The sequence below is a fragment of the Methylobacterium sp. TK31 genome (assembly GCF_055361545.1).
This window is the reverse complement of the sequence record NZ_CM143964.1, coordinates 3,951,802-3,966,690: the sequence shown is the minus strand read 5'-3', so window position 1 is coordinate 3,966,690 and position 14,889 is coordinate 3,951,802. Positions and strand designations below refer to the sequence as shown.

At 71.9% G+C, this 14,889-nt stretch carries 17 protein-coding genes; 13 read left to right on the top strand and 4 right to left on the bottom strand.

Going from position 1 to position 14,889, the window contains the following annotated elements; translation table 11 throughout:
• The first annotated feature begins 4 nt into the window (after positions 1–4).
• From ACXJY8_RS18380 to ACXJY8_RS18345, 8 genes are all read left to right on the top strand, one after another.
• Entirely contained in the window at positions 5–625 is a 621-nt protein-coding gene (locus ACXJY8_RS18380) for a ribonuclease D (RefSeq protein ID WP_463771761.1), read from the top strand.
• A 212-nt stretch (positions 626–837) separates the two neighbouring features.
• Positions 838–1,635: a lipopolysaccharide-assembly, LptC-related protein gene (locus ACXJY8_RS18375; RefSeq protein ID WP_463771759.1), complete on the top strand. Its 798-nt coding sequence runs from the start codon at positions 838–840 to the stop codon at positions 1,633–1,635.
• A gap of 14 nt (positions 1,636–1,649) precedes the next feature.
• Complete coding sequence (locus ACXJY8_RS18370; RefSeq protein WP_463780784.1) at positions 1,650–2,423, top strand: LptA/OstA family protein; 774 nt, start codon at positions 1,650–1,652, stop codon at positions 2,421–2,423.
• Between the two features lie 83 nt (positions 2,424–2,506).
• The gene (gene lptB / locus ACXJY8_RS18365; protein WP_243214809.1) at positions 2,507–3,295 is read left to right on the top strand and encodes an LPS export ABC transporter ATP-binding protein; all 789 of its coding nucleotides are present in this window, start codon (positions 2,507–2,509) and stop codon (positions 3,293–3,295) included.
• Between the two features lie 366 nt (positions 3,296–3,661).
• Complete coding sequence (gene rpoN, locus ACXJY8_RS18360; RefSeq protein WP_463771757.1) at positions 3,662–5,224, top strand: RNA polymerase factor sigma-54; 1,563 nt, start codon at positions 3,662–3,664, stop codon at positions 5,222–5,224.
• Between the two features lie 212 nt (positions 5,225–5,436).
• A complete protein-coding gene (gene hpf / locus ACXJY8_RS18355; RefSeq protein WP_463771755.1) occupies positions 5,437–6,048 on the top strand; it encodes a ribosome hibernation-promoting factor, HPF/YfiA family in 612 nt (203 codons plus the stop codon).
• A gap of 118 nt (positions 6,049–6,166) precedes the next feature.
• Entirely contained in the window at positions 6,167–6,634 is a 468-nt protein-coding gene (gene ptsN / locus ACXJY8_RS18350; protein WP_055946855.1) for a PTS IIA-like nitrogen regulatory protein PtsN, read from the top strand.
• A gap of 2 nt (positions 6,635–6,636) precedes the next feature.
• Positions 6,637–6,975, top strand: a complete 339-nt coding sequence (locus ACXJY8_RS18345) for a hypothetical protein (protein ID WP_463771747.1) — start codon at positions 6,637–6,639, stop codon at positions 6,973–6,975.
• Positions 6,976–7,121: 146 nt separating this feature from the next.
• Here ACXJY8_RS18345 and ACXJY8_RS18340 read toward each other — a convergent pair whose 3' ends face one another.
• The 3 genes from ACXJY8_RS18340 to ftsE all read right to left on the bottom strand — a co-directional run bounded on the left by ACXJY8_RS18340 (position 7,122) and on the right by ftsE (position 9,779).
• The gene (locus ACXJY8_RS18340) at positions 7,122–7,931 is read right to left on the bottom strand and encodes a YdcF family protein (protein WP_463771745.1); all 810 of its coding nucleotides are present in this window, start codon (positions 7,929–7,931) and stop codon (positions 7,122–7,124) included.
• Between the two features lie 139 nt (positions 7,932–8,070).
• Positions 8,071–9,084, bottom strand: a complete 1,014-nt coding sequence (locus ACXJY8_RS18335) for a cell division protein FtsX (protein WP_463771742.1) — start codon at positions 9,082–9,084, stop codon at positions 8,071–8,073.
• Entirely contained in the window at positions 9,081–9,779 is a 699-nt protein-coding gene (gene ftsE, locus ACXJY8_RS18330) for a cell division ATP-binding protein FtsE (RefSeq protein WP_181259686.1), read from the bottom strand. Before ftsE ends, ACXJY8_RS18335 begins: the two co-directional genes overlap by 4 nt.
• Positions 9,780–10,011: 232 nt before the next feature.
• On the opposite strand from ftsE, the gene ACXJY8_RS18325 reads away from it, so the two are divergent.
• From ACXJY8_RS18325 to ACXJY8_RS18305, 5 genes are all read left to right on the top strand, one after another.
• On the top strand, positions 10,012–10,815 hold the full coding sequence (locus tag ACXJY8_RS18325; RefSeq protein WP_463771740.1) for a zinc-ribbon domain-containing protein: 804 nt from the start codon (positions 10,012–10,014) through the stop codon (positions 10,813–10,815).
• A 12-nt stretch (positions 10,816–10,827) separates the two neighbouring features.
• Positions 10,828–11,421: a hypoxanthine phosphoribosyltransferase gene (gene hpt, locus ACXJY8_RS18320; RefSeq protein ID WP_463771737.1), complete on the top strand. Its 594-nt coding sequence runs from the start codon at positions 10,828–10,830 to the stop codon at positions 11,419–11,421.
• A 159-nt stretch (positions 11,422–11,580) separates the two neighbouring features.
• Positions 11,581–11,946: a response regulator gene (locus ACXJY8_RS18315; RefSeq protein WP_055946868.1), complete on the top strand. Its 366-nt coding sequence runs from the start codon at positions 11,581–11,583 to the stop codon at positions 11,944–11,946.
• Between the two features lie 38 nt (positions 11,947–11,984).
• On the top strand, positions 11,985–13,049 hold the full coding sequence (locus ACXJY8_RS18310; protein ID WP_463771734.1) for a cysteine synthase A: 1,065 nt from the start codon (positions 11,985–11,987) through the stop codon (positions 13,047–13,049).
• A 142-nt stretch (positions 13,050–13,191) separates the two neighbouring features.
• The gene (locus ACXJY8_RS18305) at positions 13,192–13,347 is read left to right on the top strand and encodes a DUF3309 domain-containing protein (protein WP_156389751.1); all 156 of its coding nucleotides are present in this window, start codon (positions 13,192–13,194) and stop codon (positions 13,345–13,347) included.
• Positions 13,348–13,357: 10 nt separating this feature from the next.
• On the opposite strand, the gene ACXJY8_RS18300 is transcribed toward ACXJY8_RS18305, so the two are convergent.
• Complete coding sequence (locus ACXJY8_RS18300) at positions 13,358–14,806, bottom strand: serine protease (RefSeq protein ID WP_463771731.1); 1,449 nt, start codon at positions 14,804–14,806, stop codon at positions 13,358–13,360.
• Between the last annotated feature and the right edge of the window lie 83 nt (positions 14,807–14,889).

Below are 14,889 nucleotides of genomic sequence, written 5' to 3'. Positions count from 1 at the left end.
GTCCATGCCGCCTTCCACCCGCCTGCATCGCGGCGACCTGCCGGCCGACTACGTCGCCGGCCCGGCCATCGCCATCGACACCGAGACCCTCGGGCTCAACCCCCATCGCGACCGGCTCTGCGTCGTGCAGATCTCGCAGGGCGACGGCAGCGCCGACGTGGTGCAGATCGTTCCCGGCGGTCCGGCCCCGGAGACGCTGATGCGCGTGCTGGCGGACCCCGCTACGCTGAAGATCTTCCACTTCGCGCGCTTCGACCTCGCGGTGCTGTTCCGCGGCCTCGGCGTCATGCCGGCGCCCGTCTACTGCACCAAGGTCGCCTCGAAGCTGGCACGCACCTATACCGACCGGCATGGCCTGAAGGACGTGGTCCGCGAACTCGTGGGCGTCGATCTCTCCAAGCAGCAGCAATCCTCGGATTGGGGGGCCGAAACCCTGAGCCAGGCGCAGGTCGATTACGCGGCCTCCGACGTGCTCTACCTCCACGCCGCGCGGGCACGCCTCGACGCGATGCTGGAGCGGGAGGGCCGCACGGACCTCGCCAGGAACTGTTTCGACTTCCTGCCGACCCGGGCCCGGCTCGATCTGGCCGGCTGGGCGGAGACCGACATCTTCGCGCATGCCTGAGGGCGGGCGCCGACCCGCGGGCCGCCGTGCGCCGTCGCACATCCCCCATCTGGCGCCTGCGCCATTCCGGCTTTCGGAAGCGCGCAGGCTTGATGGTTTCTCAAGCTTCCGGTCATAACTTCGCCACTGCCCCCGGGCATCCGGCGGTCGACCCAGCCGTGGCGCGCCCCTCGCGGGCGTCGACGCCGCCGGGGCACGATGTTGGAAAGATCATGCACGTGGGCGCGGCGATCGAGACGGGGCAGACGAGCGGCGACCGCGTCGATGCGCGCCGGACCCGTGCCCATGCGCGGGCGCGCAACCACAGCAGCCACGTGCGCGCCCTGCGCCGGCTGATCCCCCTCGCCGCCGGAACCGCCGTGCTGGCGCTGGCGGTCGTCACCCTGTTCAATCCCTTCGGGGCCGGCCTGCCCGACGTCTCGATGGGCCAGGTCAGCCTGTCGGGCAGCAAGGTGAAGATGGAGAACCCGCGCCTGTCCGGCTTCCGGAAGGGCGACCGGGGCTACGAGGTCACCGCCACCGCCGCCTTCCAGGACGTGCGCAAGCCGAGCGTGATCGAGCTGCAGGCGATGAAGGGCCAGCTCAACACCGACGACAAGGGCGGCCTCGTCCACCTCGAAGCCGCCTCCGGCGTGTTCGATTCCTCCCGGGAGTCCCTGAACCTCGAGCGCGACATCCGCCTCTGGACCGACAAGGGCGAGGAGATCCGCCTGAAGACGGCCGCCGTCGACTTCAAGGCCGGCAGCGTCCGCTCCAATGAGACCGTCGCGGTCTCGATGCCGAGCGGCACCATCGTGGCCGATACCCTCGAGGTGGTCGACAACGGCCACGTGATCTCCTTCGTCGGCAACGTCCACACCGTGCTGCACGGTCGCGACCCGTCGGGCGGAGAGTCCCGGGACAAGTCCGAAGCCCGGGCCGACGAGGCCCAGGTCGCCGGCCTGCCCGACAGGCCGGCGCGCATCCGGACCACCGCGGCCGAGCCCGAGGACGGGGAGCGCCGCCGGTGACGCGGCCCGCGGCGATGGGCGTCGTCCCGCACCGGCGCTTCGCGCCCCTCGCGCTCGCCCTGGCGGCCCTGGTGGCGGCGGGGTCGGCCGCGGCGCAGACGGCGCCCGCGGCTCCGCGCAAGGAGAAGGCGGCCTCGCCGCTCGGCAATCTCGGCGGCGGCGGCAAAGAGCCGATCAAGATCGACGCCGACCGGCTCGACGTGTTCGACCGCGAGAACAAGGCGGTCTTCGCCGGCAACGTCGTCGCCGTGCAGGGCGACAGCACCATCCGGTGCTCCAGCATGACGGTGCGCTACAAGCGCGGCAAGGACAAGAAGGAGCCTGCGGAGGCGGGTGCCGAGTCGGCGAGCCAGGCCGAGCGCGCCGCTGGCCTGAACGAGAACGGGATCCAGCGCGTGGAATGCGCCGGCCCGGTCACGGTGGTGCAGAAGGACCAGATCGCCACCGGCGACAACGCCGTGTTCGACCAGGAGGCCAAGCGCATCGTGGTCACCGGCAACGTCATCCTGAGCCAGTGCCAGAACGTCACCCGGGGCTCGCGCCTCGTCTACGACATGAACACCGGCCGGGCGAACATGGACCCGGTGGCGGGCGGTCGGGTCTCCGCCCTGCTGGTGCCGCAGAAGGAGGACGGGGCCAAGGGCAAGGGCTGTACGCAGGCCCCCATCGCCGGGCGCGCGGCCAGGCCGCCGGCCGATAAGTCCCCCGCCGACAAGTCCTCCACCGAGAAGTCCTCCGAGGCCTCCGCCGAGAAGCCGGCCGGCAAGACCCGGGCCCAGACGAATTGAGTGCCGCATCGCCGGCGCCCGCCCTGGCGGAGCGCTCCTCCGACCGTGCCGGCGCGCCGCCTGCGCCCTCCCTGATCCGACGGCTGTTCGGCGGCCGCGCCCGCCGCCGGGCGGCCGAGGCGGCCGCCATCGTCGAGGAGGGCGGCGGGCCGGGCATCCTCTGCGTGCGCGGCCTGCGCAAGAGCTACGGCGCCCGCACCGTCGTGCACGAGGCCGGTCTGACCGTGCGGAACGGCGAGGCGGTCGGCCTCCTCGGCCCCAACGGAGCCGGCAAGACGACGATCTTCTACATGATCACCGGTCTCGTCACGGCCGATCGGGGGACGATCACCCTCGACGGCCTGCCGATCACCCAGCTGCCGATGTACCAGCGGGCCCGGCTCGGCATCGGCTACCTGCCGCAGGAGGCCTCGATCTTTCGCGGCCTCACCGTGGAGGACAACATCCGCGCGGTGCTCGAGGTGGCCGAGCCGGACCGCAAGGAGCGCGCCCGCAAGCTCGAATCGCTGCTCGAGGAATTCGACATCGCCCGCCTGCGCAAGTCGCCCTCCATCGCCCTGTCGGGCGGCGAGCGCCGGCGCTGCGAGATCGCCCGGGCGCTGGCCTCCTCGCCGAGCTTCATGCTGCTCGACGAGCCCTTCGCGGGCATCGACCCCATCGCGGTGGGCGACATCCAGGACCTGGTGAAGCACCTCAAGCAGCGCGGCATCGGCGTGCTCATCACCGACCACAACGTGCGCGAGACCCTCGGGCTGATCGACCGCGCCTACATCGCGCATTCGGGCCGGATCCTCACGGAGGGGACGCCCGAGGAGATCGTGGCCAATCCGGAGGCGCGCCGCCTCTATCTCGGCGAGGATTTCCGCCTTTAGGCAGGGGATGTCCACCCGTCCGGGGGCGTGAGCCCTGCATCCACCTCGTATCCCGCAGATTTTTTTGCCGGCTTCGACGGCCGCGCTCCGTGCCCCGTCTGGGTGCAGTGCGGGAATTTCCCTTGATCGCAGAAGCTTTTGTTAGTGCGCGCGATGCGAAGCTCGGGTCGGGGCGGCGCGGCCTCCCCCGTCCTGCTGTCATGGCCTGCCTAATTTGCGTGCAAATAAGGCCCGTCACACTTTGACGTGTGGCTGGGTTGGCGCTAGACCTGGGAGCAGACAACAGGAAGCAAGATTTGTGCCGAGGCTCGGCTCACCGCGACGTGCGCCGCTGACCTGAGGTGCGACTCACCCGGGGCGACAACCATGAGTCTGCTGCAACGGCTGGAAATGCGCCAGGGGCAAGCCCTGGTGATGACGCCTCAGCTTCTCCAGGCCATCAAGCTCCTCCAACTCTCCCAACTGGACCTCGCCGCCTACGTCGACGCCGAACTCGAGCGCAACCCGCTGCTGGAGCGCGCCGAGGGCGAGAGCGAGATCGAGCGCCCCGCGGCCGAGACGCCATCCGAATCCTCGGTGGATCGCGAAGGGGACGGCGAGGGCGGCGACTACGAGGGAGGCGACGAGACCTGGATCGCCACCACGCTGACGGCGAGCGGCGCCGATATGGAGAGCGCCCTCGACACCCGCCTCGACAACGTCTTCTCGGACGAGAACCCCTCCCATGCCCGCGAGGCGGCCTCCGGCGACATGCTCTCGCTGACGCCGGCCCCCTACGGCAATACCGGCGGCAGCTTCGACGGCGAGGCTCCCGACTTCGAGGCGAGCCTGACCGCCGAGATCTCCCTGCGCGAGCATCTTGGGAGCCAGCTCGATCTCGCCACCCGCGATCCCATGGACCGCCTGATCGGCGGCTTCCTGATCGATGCCGTCGACGATGCCGGCTACCTGCGCGAATCGATCGACGACGTGGCCGAGCGCCTCGGCGCCTCCCTCGACCGGGTCGCCCGGGTGCTGAAGCTGGTCCAGAGCTTCGAGCCGGCCGGCATCGCCGCCCGCGACCTCGCCGAGTGCCTCGCCCTGCAGCTGCGCGACCGCGACCGCTTCGATCCGGCCATGCAGGCCCTGGTCTCGCGCCTCGATCTGGTGGCCAAGCGCGACTTCACGGCTTTGCGCCGGCTCTGCGGCGTCGACGACGAGGATCTCGTCGACATGCTGGCCGAGCTGCGCCGGCTCGACCCGAAGCCCGGCCGCGCCTTCGGGGCCCGGGCCGTGGAGGTGCTGATCCCCGACGTCTTCGTGCGCGCCGCGCCCGACGGGTCCTGGCTGGTCGAGCTCAATGCCGAGGCGCTGCCGCGGGTGCTGGTCAACCAGAGCTACTATGCCCGCGTCTCGCGCGGCGCGGTGGCCGAGGGCGACAAGGCCTTCCTGTCGGAGTGCCTGCAGACCGCCAACTGGCTGACCCGCAGCCTGGAGCAGCGGGCCCGCACCATCCTCAAGGTCGCCTCCGAGATCGTGCGCCAGCAGGATGCCTTCTTCCTGCACGGCGTCGCGCACCTGCGCCCGCTCAACCTCAAGACCGTGGCCGAGGCGATCGGCATGCACGAATCGACCGTCTCGCGGGTCACCTCCAACAAGTCGATCGGCACCAGCCGCGGTACGCTGGAGATGAAGTACTTCTTCACCGCCGCGATCCCGGGTGCCGCCGGCACCGCCTCGCACTCCTCCGAAGCCGTGCGTCACCGCATCAAGCAGCTCGTGGACGGCGAGGCGCCGAGCGACGTGCTCTCCGACGACGCCCTGGTTCAGAAGCTGCGCGACGAGGGCATCGACATCGCCCGTCGCACCGTCGCCAAGTACCGGGAATCCCTGCGGATTCCCTCCTCGATCGAGCGCCGGCGCGAGCATTTCGCCTACGCGGGCCGCTGAGGCGGCCTCCGGGCGCCGGAATCGGGCCCGATCAGCGGTGCGAGGCCGATCGAGCCCCGGACAGGTCGAGGCCGCTCGGCTGCACGGCGCGCAACCTGCGCGGTCATCCGACCCGATCTCCGCCCCCGGGATCGCCCCGCGCCCCTCGCGTTGACTTCTCCGCGCAGGGCTCCTTAACTCGTAGCCCGAAAGCAACGAAAACCGGAGGGATCATGGGGTCATTGCGCGTGACGGGCCACGGCCTGGATCTTGGCGAAGCCCTGCGGGGCCGGGTCGAGGAGCGAATGGCGGCCACCCTCTCGAAATACCTCGACAGCCACATGAGCGGGACCTGCTCCGGCCACGTCACCCTGCGGCGGGACGGAACGGCCTACCGCACCGATTGCGTGCTCCACCTCGTCTCGGGCCTGACCCTGGAAGCGTCCGGCGCCGCGCACGATGCCCATGCGAGCTTCGAACAGACGGCGGACCGCCTCGAAAAGCGCCTGCGGCGCTACAAGCACAAGCTGAAGGATCACGGTGCGGCCGGTCATGACGGCGCGACGGTGCAGGCGGCCTACGCCGTGTTCGCGGCCCCGAGCGAGGCCGACGCCCTCGACCTGGACGAGGACGGCGAGGACGAGGAGGCGGCGCATCCCCCCGTGGTGGCCGAGAGCACCAAGACCCTGAAGCGCCACTCGGTCAGCGAGGCGGTCACCGCCCTCGACCTCACGGGGGCTCCGGTCATCGTGTTCGTTCACGCTGGCACCGGACGCATCAACGTCGTATACCGCCGCACAGACGGGGCCATCGGCTGGGTCGATCCGGCCGAGGCGGCTTCGTAGGCGCGGGTCGGGAACAGAGCCTGAACCCGTCCGATTGAGTCCAAGGGTCGCCCGTGCGGCCCGACCTTTCATGGAGTGGCGGCCGGGTCGGCCGCCGCCGACGGGGCGACGGTCCTTCATGCCAGTGCTGGAATTCCTCTCTCCGGATTCCGTGGTGCCGTCCCTGCGCGTCCGCGCCAAGAAGTCGATGCTGCAGGAGCTCAGCGCTCATGCGGTGCGTCAGCTTCCGGCCCTGGACGAGCGCGAGGTGTTCGAGACCCTGCTGCAGCGCGAGCGCCTGGGCTCCACCGGAATCGGCGACGGTGTCGCCATTCCGCACGGCAAGCTGCCCGGCCTCGACCGGCTGTTCGGCCTCGTCGCCCGGTTGGAGAAGCCGGTGGATTTCGATGCCCTCGACGGCCAGCCCGTCGACATCGCCTTCCTGCTCCTGGCTCCCGAGGGCGCCGGCGCCGACCACCTCAAGGCCCTGGCCCAGGTCGCCCGCCTCCTGCGCGAGCCCGGCATCCTGGAACGCATCCGCGCCGCCCGCGACGCCAGCGCCCTCTACGCGCTGCTCACCCACACCTCGGCCTCCCAGGCCGCATGACCATGCGTGGTCCGACCCGCGCGGCCGTGGCGGCCGCCCTCCTGCTCGCCGCGATGCCCGCCTTGGCGCAGCAGCGCGGCGCCACCGACACGGCCTGCGCCCGCGACGTCCTGGTGGCCAATTCGATGCAGCGCCAGGCGATCGATCAGCTCGAGCAGGCCGGCAGCGAGGCGGCCGACCAGTGCCGCGTCTGGCGCCGGCACGTGGAGACCATGCGCCGGGTGGCCAGCGTCTACGGCCGCTGCCTCTCGGGTGCCGAGCGCACGGACCGCCTCAATCAGGTCCAGACCTCCGAGAAGGAGTTTTCGGGGATGATCCGGAGCCAGTGCAAGGGGCTCTGAGCCAGGGTCCTTGCGCCAAGGACTTCGAGCCAAGGACTTCGAGCCAGGAACTTCGAGCAGAGGTCTCCGACGGGGGCTCCGGCCAGCAGACCTGAGAGCAGGCGCCTGCGAAGCCGCGGGCGCCAGCGGTTCTCCGTCCGATTCGGCTATTCCTGTCCGCGCAGCAGCAGCGGTTCGGCGACCATCTTGATCGGCTTGCGGCGTCCGATCAGGATGGCGGCCCGCGAGCGCTCCGGATCGGCCTCGAAGCGGGTCCGGACCCAGGCCACGAGGAATTTCAGGTATTCCGAAGCCAGGAGCTTGGCCGAGGAGGGATGGTGCCACCAGCGGTCGGCGTCGAAGCCTTCCGCGACCACCGGATGGGGCACGATGCGGTCGCCGCCCATCAGGGCGTGGTCGAGTTCCACCAGCGTGCGGGGCATGTGGTAGTTCGAGGTCACCACCGTCACCGTGCTGAAGCGGTGCTGGCGCATCCAGCGCCGGGTCTCGATGGCGTTGCCGATGGTGTTGCGGGCCCGGTAGTCGAGATCGACGCAGCAATCGATCCAGTGCCGCTGGGTCGGATTGAGGCGGGCGATCTCGTCGCGGCTGGTGCGCTCGTTGACGCCGGTGATCAGGAGGCGGCGGCCGTACCCGTTGGCCAGGAGATCGATGGCGTCGCCGATGCGCTGGGCGCCGCCGGTGAGCGCTACGATGCCGTCGGCCCGGCCCTGCGGCACGCGCTCGTCCCGCTCCAGGCAGGCCACGAAGGCGAGGAAGCCGCAGAACAGCGCGACCGCGCCGGCGGCGGCCAGGCCGAGCGTGGCCCTGGCGGTGGGGCCGAGGCCAGTCCGGGCCGCGAGATCGGAACCAGCCGCGACCGGAGGGAGCCGTACCGGTGCCGGCACGCGGGATGCGGCGTCGGTCCAGGCCCATCCGAAAGCCTCGGAGGGCTTCATGGTGCCGCTGGCTGACATCCGCGTCGTCATTCCCCCAGAGAGTAGCCCCGATTGGGGCGTTCACGAGGCAAGTATCTCCGCCCGGAAAGGTTCACGAAGGGTTAACGGGATCGGCCGGACCCGACAGGTTCCCCGGCCCCTGTCGCCGGACGCGCCGTCAGGCCAGGAAACGCCGCACGGTGAGGCGGGAGACGATGCCGGTGACCACCGAGGCGATGACGCCGATGAGCAGCACGGCGGCGTAGCCGCGCCAGCCGATGTGGAAGGTCCCGAACAGGGCCTCGATCTCCTCGCCGGCCGGGCCCGAGCGCCAGTTGCGCGCCACCAGCCCCGCCAGGGCGAAGGCCGCAATCGCCGCGCCGGAGCCGATGATGCCGCCGCGCAGGCCGAGGCCGAAGAAGCGGCGCTGGAAGGCGCGGGCGATGAAGTCGTCGTTGGCGCCCACGAAGTGCAGCACCTCCACCACCTCCCGGTTGCCCGCCATGGCGCCGCGGGTCGCGAAGACCACGGCGAGGCCCGTCGCCACCAGCACCAGCAGGACGATGCCGATGCCGACGCCCACGAAGGTGTTGGCCGCCGTTGAGAGCCGGCGCAGCCAGAGGGCGTGGTCGTCCAGGCTCGCCACCCCGGGCAGGGCCTCCGCGAGGGAACTCCGCAGGGGTTTGAGGTCGGGGGCCGTCTCGGCGAGCTTCAGGGTCACGAGGCGGGGGACCGGCAGGTCCGAGAGGTCGAGGCCGCTGCCGAGCCAGGGCTCGAGCAGCCGCTCGGCCTCCGACTTCGAGAAGACCCGCACGGCGGCGATGCCGGGCGTGGCCTTGGCCAGGCCCTCGGCGCGGGCGACGTCGGCGTCGATGTCCCGCCCGGGGCTCGGACGCACCTGGATCGTCACCTCCTGGGCCACCGTGTCCTGCCACTGGACGGCGCTGGAGGCCACGATCTCGGCCGCGCCCGCGCAGAGGGCGGCCAGGAAGGTCAGGATGGCGATGACGGCGGCGAGCGCCCGGCTCGCCGCCGAATCGGTCGGCACCAGGGGCGCGTTGCGGCGCAGGGTCGGGGGCAGGGGGGCGCCGCGCGAATCCGGCGGGGCCGGGGGCCTGACCGGCGGCCGATCGTCGGCGCGGGCGGGCGCGCGGTTCGGCGCGGCGGGGGGCGTGCCGGTCTCGCCCATCATGCCTCGACCGTCAGGCGGCCGTCGCCGAGGACGAAGCGCCGGGCATCGACGAGGTCCATCAGGGCGAAGTCGTGGGTGGCGATCAGCACGGAGGTGCCCAGCCGGTTGAGTTCGATGAACAGGCGCAGCAGGCGCCGGCCGAGGCCGGGGTCGACGTTGCCGGTGGGCTCGTCGGCCAGCAGCAGTTCCGGCCGGGCGATGAGCGCGCGGGCGATGGCGGCGCGCTGCTTCTCGCCGCCCGAGAGCAGGGGCGGCAGCACGTGCATCCGTTCCCCGAGCCCGACCCAGCGCAGGAGCTCGACGACCTCGGCCCGGTAGCTCGTCTCCGACCGGCCCTGGACGCGCAGGGGCAGCGCCACGTTCTCGTAGGTGGTGAGGTGGTCGAGCAGGCGGAAATCCTGGAAGACCACGCCCATGCGCCGGCGCAGGCCGGTCAGCGCCTCGCTGGAGATGTCGCTGACCTCCTCGCCGAAGACCGAGACGAGGCCGCGTGTCGGGCGCACGGACAGGAGGATCAGGCGCAGCAGGGTGGTCTTGCCCGCGCCGGACGGCCCCGTGAGGAACTGGAACGAGCGCGGCGCGATCTGGAAGCTGACGTCGCTCAGCACCTCCGGCCCGAGGCCGTAGCGCATGCCGACGCTCTCGAACTGGACCACCGGCTCTTCCGCCCCGGAGAGGAGCGACTGCGTGTTCACCCGATCCGCCACGATCCCCCCAAGGTCCTGCCCGCCGAAGTGTCCTGCGCGCCGAAGTGTCCTGCGCGCCGAAGTGTCCTGCCCGCCGAAGTCCGATCTCTCGCGACGGCCCGGCGCATGCCGGTTATAGGCCGGCCGCTTCACGGACGGTTAACCGTGTTGGCCGAGAACCGTTTGAGTCTTTTTGCCCCCGTCGGCAACCGTCCATCGAGATCCGAGGCACACGGACGCCATGCTGATCGTCTGCCCGTCCTGTGCCAGCGAGTACGAGATCGACATCGACCGCGTCGGCGCGGACGGGCGCTCGGTGCGCTGCGCGGCCTGCCGCGAGACCTGGTTCATCTCCCCCGACGACGTCTCGGCCGCCCTCGAAGCCGAGATGACCGCCGCCATGATGGCCGCCTCCGAGCTCGGGCCCGACGCGGCGCAGAGCCGCGCCTCGGCCCAGGCCGATCTCGATGCCTGGGAATCGGCCCTGGCCGCCGAGCCGGAGCCGGCCCCGCCGCCCGAGGCGCCGCGCCCGCGGGCCAGGACGAAGCCCGCCAAGCCCAGGCGCAAGGGGTTCCCCCTGGCCTCGCCCGGCGCCGCCCTCGGGCTCGCCGTGGTGGGCGGGCTCGGCCTCGCCGTCCTCGGGCGCGCCACGGTGGTGCGGGCGATGCCCCAGAGCGCCGGGCTCTATGCCCGCGTCGGGCTCCCGGTGAACCTGCGCGGCCTCGCGTTCCGCGACGTCGTGGCGTTCCAGAGCCCGGGCGAGGGTGCCCAGGGGCAGCTCGTGGTGGAGGGCGACCTCGTCGGGGTCGCCGCCGAGGCCGACGTACCGCCGATCGAGGTGGAGGTCCGGGACGGGCGCGACCAGCCGCTCTATCGCTGGCGCATCGCGCCCCCGCGCGCGTCCCTGGAGCGGAGCGAGACCGCGCGGTTCCGGGCGAGCCTGTCGGCGCCGCCAGCGCAGGGCCGCTCGGTGCGCGTGAACTTTGCCGCCCCGGAGACGGGCGAGACCGGATCGAAGGCCGATGCCAGCGCGCCGGCCCCGTGATATGGAATGCGGATGAGCAGCACGTCCCCCAACCCCTCCCCGAGCACCTCCCGACGCGTCCGCGTTCTCTTCGACGAAACCGCCATCGCCCGGCGCACCGAGGAACTCGCGGCCGCCATCGCGGCCGCCAACCCCGAGAATCTCCTCGTGGTGGCGGTGCTCAAGGGCAGCTTCATGTTCGCCGCCGACCTCCTGCGGGCCCTGCACCGGGTCGGCCTGGAGCCGCAGGCCGAGTTCGTCCACCTGTCGAGCTACCGCACCGCCACGGTCTCCTCGGGGCAGGTCGAGATCCTGCGCGACGTGGAGAGCGAGGTGCGCGGGCGCGACGTGCTCCTCGTCGACGACATCCTCGAATCGGGCCGCACCATCGTGTTCGCCAAGGACCTGCTGATGGCGCGGGGCGCCAAGCGGGTGCTCACCGCCGTGCTCCTGGAGAAGCCCGGCAAGCGCGCCGTGACGATCGACGCGGATTTCGTCGGCTTCACCTGTCCGGACGTGTTCGTCGTCGGCTACGGCATGGATGTCGCCCATGCCTACCGGCAGCTGCCCTTCGTCGGCCTCGTCGATTACGAGAGCCGCGAGCCGGATCTGTTCGGCGGCACCTGATGCGCAGCCTGCCGCGGAGGCCGAAACCTGCGGCGCACACGAACAATGTGAAACGATTCGGCCCTTAAAGGGCTCGCTGTGTCCGACGATCCCTTGACAGGGCGCGTCGGCGCTTGCGTGACTGAGCGTACGGACCCCACAGAGAGACACAGACGCACGATGGCCCGCATCCTCCTGGTGGATGACGAAGAGACGGTGCGGGGCTTCCTCAAGCGGGGCCTCGAGATCGACGGCCATGCCGTGGTCACGGCCACCGACGGCAGCGACGGTCTCGACCGGCTGACCGAGGCGGACGGCGCGTTCGACCTCATGCTCACCGACATCCGCATGCCGCTGATGGACGGCATCGCCCTGGCGCTGGCGGCCAAGCGCGACTTTCCCAACCTCACCATCCTGCTGATGACCGGCTTCGCCGACCAGCGCGAGCGCGCGCGGGGCCTCGATGCCATCGTGACGGACGTGCTGACGAAGCCGTTCTCGCTGGCCGACCTGCGCTCCACGGTGAACCGGGCGCTCGCCGCCTGAGGCGCCCCGTCCGCCGCCTCTCTCTCGGAGTCCCGCGCATGAGCGTCCACGCCGATCGACGTCTGCCCGACCATTCCCTGCCCGACATCCTCTCGGCCATCGGCGCCACGCCGCTGATCCGCCTGGCACGCGCCTCGGAGGAGACCGGCTGCACCATCCTGGGCAAGGCCGAGTTCCTGAATCCCGGCCTCTCGGTGAAGGACCGGGCGGCGCTGTCCATCGTGCGCGACGCCGAGGCCCGGGGCGCCATCCGGCCCGGCGGTACCATCGTGGAGGGCACGGCCGGCAACACCGGCATCGGCCTGGCGCTCGTCGCCTCGGTGCGCGGCTACCGCACGGTGATCGTGATCCCGGAGACACAGTCGGCCGAGAAGAAGGAAACCCTGCGCCTGGCCGGCGCCCACCTCGTCGAGGTCCCGGCGGTGCCGTTCGCGAACCCCGACAACTACGTCCACGCCGCCCGCCGGCTGGCCGAGCGCCTGGCCGAGACCGAGCCGTCCGGCGCCTTCTTCGCCGACCAGTTCGACAACCTGGCCAACCGGCGGGCGCATGTGGAGACGACGGGTCCGGAGATCCTGGCGGCGACCGGCGGCGCCGTCGACGGCTTCATCTGTGCGGCCGGGACCGGGGGCACCCTCGCGGGGACCGCCGAGGCCCTGCGCGCCGCGCGCCCCGGCGTGCGGATCGGCCTCGCCGACCCGGACGGCTCGGCGCTGCACGCCCACTACACCACCGGCACCCTGAAGGCCGAGGGCTCCTCGATCACGGAAGGCATCGGCCAGGGTCGGATCACCCGCAACCTCGCGGGCTTCACCCCGGACGTCTCGTTTCGGATCCCTGATTCCGAGGCCCTCGACATCGTCTTCCGGCTGATGCGCGAGGAGGGCCTCAGCCTCGGCGGCTCGTCCGGCATGAACGTCGCCGGGGCGATCCGGCTCGCCCGGGAGCTCGGGCCGGGGCACACCATCGTGACCATCCTGTGCGACGGCGCGGCCCGCTACGCCTCGAAGCTGTTCAACCCCGCTTTCCTGTCCGAGCGCGGCCTGCCGGTGCCGTCCTGGCTCGGCGCCGCGTCCGCATCCCTGCCGGATTGGCGGGCCTGAAGCCGGGACGGCGAGGAACGCGGCAAAAAACCTTTGCTTCGTGGGATTATGCCGCACGGACCGTTGAACGGAATCGCCACGGCGACGTTTGTACGGTCAAGCTCAAGCAATTCCGGTTGGGCGCGTGACGGAGTTCCCATCCATGACCCTGACCACCATTCTTCTCATTGTCCTGATCCTGATCGTGCTCGGCGGCGGCAACTTCCTCGGCGGCGGTGCCTATCGCGGTCCAAGCTTCGGCCTCGGCGGCCTGCTCGTCATCATCCTGATCGTGCTCCTCGTCACCGGGCGAATCTGACGGTTCCCCCTCAGGGCTGGCACGTGATCGGCACCACCGCGCCCGCCAGGGTCGCGGCGGCCGCGCCGAGCGTGCCGGCCTCTTTCTGACGCGCCGTCCGCAGGCCGGCCGCCCCGAGGAAGTCCGCAAGGGTCGCCGCCGGCACCAGGCCGTAGCGCGCCGGCGGCAGGATCCCCGCCACGAGGCGGGGACGTAACGGCACCGTCGCGACCAGCCCCGCGAGCGCGCCCGAGCGGTCGAGGACCGGGGCGCCCCCCGCACCGGGCTGGAGCGGGGCCGCGATGCGGGTGATTCCCGCCGCTTCTCCCAGGACCGCCTCTCCGAAGATCACCTCGCCCGGCGCCACGGCGACGCCGCCCTCCGCATCGATGGCGAGGGCCGCCACCGCCTCGCTCCCGGCGAGGGCATGTCCGCGAACGGACGGCGTGATCGCGGCCCGGCCCGGGAGGGCGCCGGTCTCCAGAATCAGAAGCTCGGCCGTGGCGCCGGCACCCGTCCGCGCCGGCTGGCCCGCGACCAGGGGTGCCCGGCAGCCGGACAGGGCCGCGGCACTTGTCAGGACGCGCCCGGGCGCCACGAGGAGGCCTGTCGCGGCCGGTGCCGCGCGCGGACCCGGCACGGGCGGCGGCGTCGGGGCCGGGACGGCGGTCGCGACCGGCGCCGCGGCGGTGGCCGGGGCCGCATCGGGGAAGGGCACGAAGCTGTTGGCGATGGCGATGGCGAGGCGGTCGACCTCGCCCGCCAGGGCCTTGTCGTAGCCGAGGGTGAGCCCGCGCAGGCCGGCCTCGCCGGCGGCGTAGCGGATATAGGACTTGCCCGTCCCGGTCTCGGCGGTCACCACCAAGAAGTCGGGGCGCAGGAGCTTGTAGGTCACCCGCCGGTCGGGGCTCGGCGCGGTAATGCGCGCGAAGACCGCCTCGAGCCCGGTCTCGCCGGCCGGATAGGATTTCGTCTCCAGGGTGATTCGCCCGTCGGCGCTCTGCCAGCGGGTGCCGCCGGGCTGCGGCGAGCGCTTCGGCAGCACGCGCTCCGGCACGCCGAGCACCACGCCGCTGGCCGGGTCGGGCTTGACGGCGAAGCGCGCGCCCGCCCGCGCCGCGGCGCCCTCCTTCAGCAGGGCGGCCCGGCCGGCCGCGTCGGGCAGCCCGGACCCGCCGCTGCGCTTGGCATAGGCCTGCAGCGCCTCGTAGCTGCGCCGCCCGAAGGTGCCGTTGACCACGCTGTTGTAGTCGCCGGTCCAGACCAGGGCGTCCTGCAGGCCCTTGCGCTCGGCCTCGGGCAGGGCCTCGAAGGCGGCCCGCGCCGCCTCGAAGGCCGGATCGGGTGCGGCCGGCTTGGCCCGCGCGGGCGGCGGGGCGGAGGGTGGTGGTGCGGGGGGCGTCTGGGCGGCAGCCGTACCCGCCATCGTCCCGAGCAGCAATCCGGTCACGCCCCGGATGATCCGATCCCGTCGCGTCATGGCCGAGTCGCGTCTCCTCCGCGAGAACCGATCCGGTGTGGCAGAGCCCGCCACCGAATTCCAGGCCGTTGCGGCCGATGCGC

What these genes read in the sequence shown, in the direction of transcription:
- ACXJY8_RS18380 (WP_463771761.1), top strand. Translation starts at nt 5, where the DNA reads ATGCCGCCTTCCACCCGCCTGCATCGCGGCGACCTGCCGGCCGACTAC.
- ACXJY8_RS18375 (WP_463771759.1), top strand. Translation starts at nt 838, where the DNA reads ATGCACGTGGGCGCGGCGATCGAGACGGGGCAGACGAGCGGCGACCGC.
- ACXJY8_RS18370 (WP_463780784.1), top strand. Translation starts at nt 1,650, where the DNA reads ATGGGCGTCGTCCCGCACCGGCGCTTCGCGCCCCTCGCGCTCGCCCTG.
- rpoN (WP_463771757.1), top strand. Translation starts at nt 3,662, where the DNA reads ATGAGTCTGCTGCAACGGCTGGAAATGCGCCAGGGGCAAGCCCTGGTG.
- hpf (WP_463771755.1), top strand. Translation starts at nt 5,437, where the DNA reads ATGGGGTCATTGCGCGTGACGGGCCACGGCCTGGATCTTGGCGAAGCC.
- ptsN (WP_055946855.1), top strand. Translation starts at nt 6,167, where the DNA reads ATGCCAGTGCTGGAATTCCTCTCTCCGGATTCCGTGGTGCCGTCCCTG.
- ACXJY8_RS18345 (WP_463771747.1), top strand. Translation starts at nt 6,637, where the DNA reads ATGCGTGGTCCGACCCGCGCGGCCGTGGCGGCCGCCCTCCTGCTCGCC.
- ACXJY8_RS18340 (WP_463771745.1), bottom strand. Translation starts at nt 7,931, where the DNA reads ATGTCAGCCAGCGGCACCATGAAGCCCTCCGAGGCTTTCGGATGGGCC.
- ACXJY8_RS18335 (WP_463771742.1), bottom strand. Translation starts at nt 9,084, where the DNA reads ATGATGGGCGAGACCGGCACGCCCCCCGCCGCGCCGAACCGCGCGCCC.
- ACXJY8_RS18325 (WP_463771740.1), top strand. Translation starts at nt 10,012, where the DNA reads ATGCTGATCGTCTGCCCGTCCTGTGCCAGCGAGTACGAGATCGACATC.
- hpt (WP_463771737.1), top strand. Translation starts at nt 10,828, where the DNA reads ATGAGCAGCACGTCCCCCAACCCCTCCCCGAGCACCTCCCGACGCGTC.
- ACXJY8_RS18315 (WP_055946868.1), top strand. Translation starts at nt 11,581, where the DNA reads ATGGCCCGCATCCTCCTGGTGGATGACGAAGAGACGGTGCGGGGCTTC.
- ACXJY8_RS18310 (WP_463771734.1), top strand. Translation starts at nt 11,985, where the DNA reads ATGAGCGTCCACGCCGATCGACGTCTGCCCGACCATTCCCTGCCCGAC.
- ACXJY8_RS18305 (WP_156389751.1), top strand. Translation starts at nt 13,192, where the DNA reads ATGACCCTGACCACCATTCTTCTCATTGTCCTGATCCTGATCGTGCTC.
- ACXJY8_RS18300 (WP_463771731.1), bottom strand. Translation starts at nt 14,806, where the DNA reads ATGACGCGACGGGATCGGATCATCCGGGGCGTGACCGGATTGCTGCTC.